The organism is Armatimonas sp., assembly GCF_043760365.1.
GTDB lineage: Bacteria > Armatimonadota > Armatimonadia > Armatimonadales > Armatimonadaceae > Armatimonas.
The window spans coordinates 1-1,655 of record NZ_JAYUPA010000479.1; the positions used below are offsets into that span (position 1 = coordinate 1).

Annotated in this window: 2 protein-coding genes; both read right to left on the reverse strand. The window is 61.3% G+C overall.

Annotated elements, in window-relative coordinates; all coding sequences use genetic code 11:
• Positions 1 to 785: iron-containing alcohol dehydrogenase (locus ACH2EH_RS11175; RefSeq protein WP_395141669.1), on the reverse strand; the 785-nt coding region annotated here is incomplete at its 3' end.
• A 9-nt stretch (positions 786 to 794) separates the two neighbouring features.
• The coding region (locus ACH2EH_RS11180; RefSeq protein ID WP_395141671.1) for a hypothetical protein at positions 795 to 1,655 on the reverse strand (861 nt) is incomplete at its 5' end.

A 1,655-nucleotide genomic window follows, 5' to 3' on the forward strand; every position in this document is an offset into this window, starting at 1 on the left:
ATCCCCAGCATGGAGTACTCGATCGCCAGCCCCGCCCAGGTGGAGCCCAGCAGCATCCCCTCCCGCGCCTCAAGATTATTCGGCTCCCTCAGTACCAAGGCAAAGCTTGCCGAGAGCAGCCGGAACGCCTCGTGGGAGAAGAGCAGCGAGAGAGGGGTGCGGGACTTGGTGACGGCGGTCTCGATGGCGTGCACCAGCGCATCTATCCCGACATTGGCGGTCACGCCTTGGGGGAGTGAGACGGTCAGCTCCGGGTCGAGAAGCGCAATCGTTGGCTCCGCGCCTTTCTCACCCAGCGCCATCTTGGCATGGGTTTTCGCATCGGCGATAAGCGCATGGCACTGCACCTCACTGCCCGTGCCCGCCGTAGTCGGGATGGCGATGGAGGGCAGGAGGGGGCTGGTGAAACCTCGGCGCACCGGGCTAGCGACCCAAAAATCAGGGAGGGGGCCGCCATTGGTGAGGATAAAGTTGGTTCCTTTAGCCGTGTCCATCGCGGAGCCGCCGCCCAGTGCAATCAGTACCTCAGGGCGAAACTGCCGGGCTATTTCCAGGCACGCCTCCACATCGTCTGTGGTCGGGTTCTCATGGACTGCCGCGAAGACAGCGGTTTCCACGCCCGCTTTCTGAAGAAGTGCCTCCGTACGGGCGGCGTGTCCGGCGCGGACAATCCCCGGGTCGGTGACAAGCAGGGCGCGGGAGCCCAGCTCCCGCGCCCGCTCGCCCACCTGCGCGAGGACTCCCGCGCCAACAATAAGCCGTGTTCGTAGCTGCCAGTCAAACATGCAGGGATTCTACCCTCTGCGACGTCCTCGCAGGAGACCCATTCCCAAGAGTGAGCCCAGCCCCAGGGTTCCTAGCGCCACGAGGGGGCCCTGGTAGGGAACCTTGGCCACCGGAGTGACCGTGGTGATCTTGGACATATCCTCTAGCTCCTCGGCACTGATCCCCACCTCGGGCAGGTTGGCGCTGAGGGTGAACTTTCGGTTCGCGTCGCCCTCGATCCAGCCGATATTGTTGAAGTTGCCCACGCGGCCCGAGCGCACCTGATCGCCCTTGGAGAAACCCCATACCTCCACCTGATCCACTTTCCAGTCCGCCGCGATCGCCCGTCCTAGTGTATCCAGAAAGTCGTTGCGCTTCTTCTCGGTCTCTTTGTCAAAGTTGACATCGAACTTGTCCAGGATCTTCTGACGATCCGCCGCCGACTCGTCATCGCTCTCCAGTTGCATCACGGGCAGTGTCAGCATACCCACTTGCTTGGGAATCCGAACCGGGGCGAACTCGTAGTTGATATCCCGATTCTCACCGGTGTCCACATCTTCGTAGGGGCCGATGATCTTCTTCTGAGCCTTGCTGACCAAGGGGTTGAGGAGCACCGCCAGGAAGGGTTCATCAGAGTTGCTTCCGCGATCCCACGTGGCCTCCGCAAGACACTTGAGCTTGGTCAGGCGCACCACGTACTCCGCATCGCCGCCACGCTGACCGGGAATGTCCGCGGTCTTGCGGACTGTCACTTCGAGTGTGTAGTTGCCCTCTTTCTTTCCATTAAGAGGTACACTGAAGGTAGCACTTGCCCCGACTGTCTGCGGTAGCTCTGAGATCTTCCAGACCTTCTTGTTCTGTGCCACAAAATCGGCATGGGAACCAAAGAG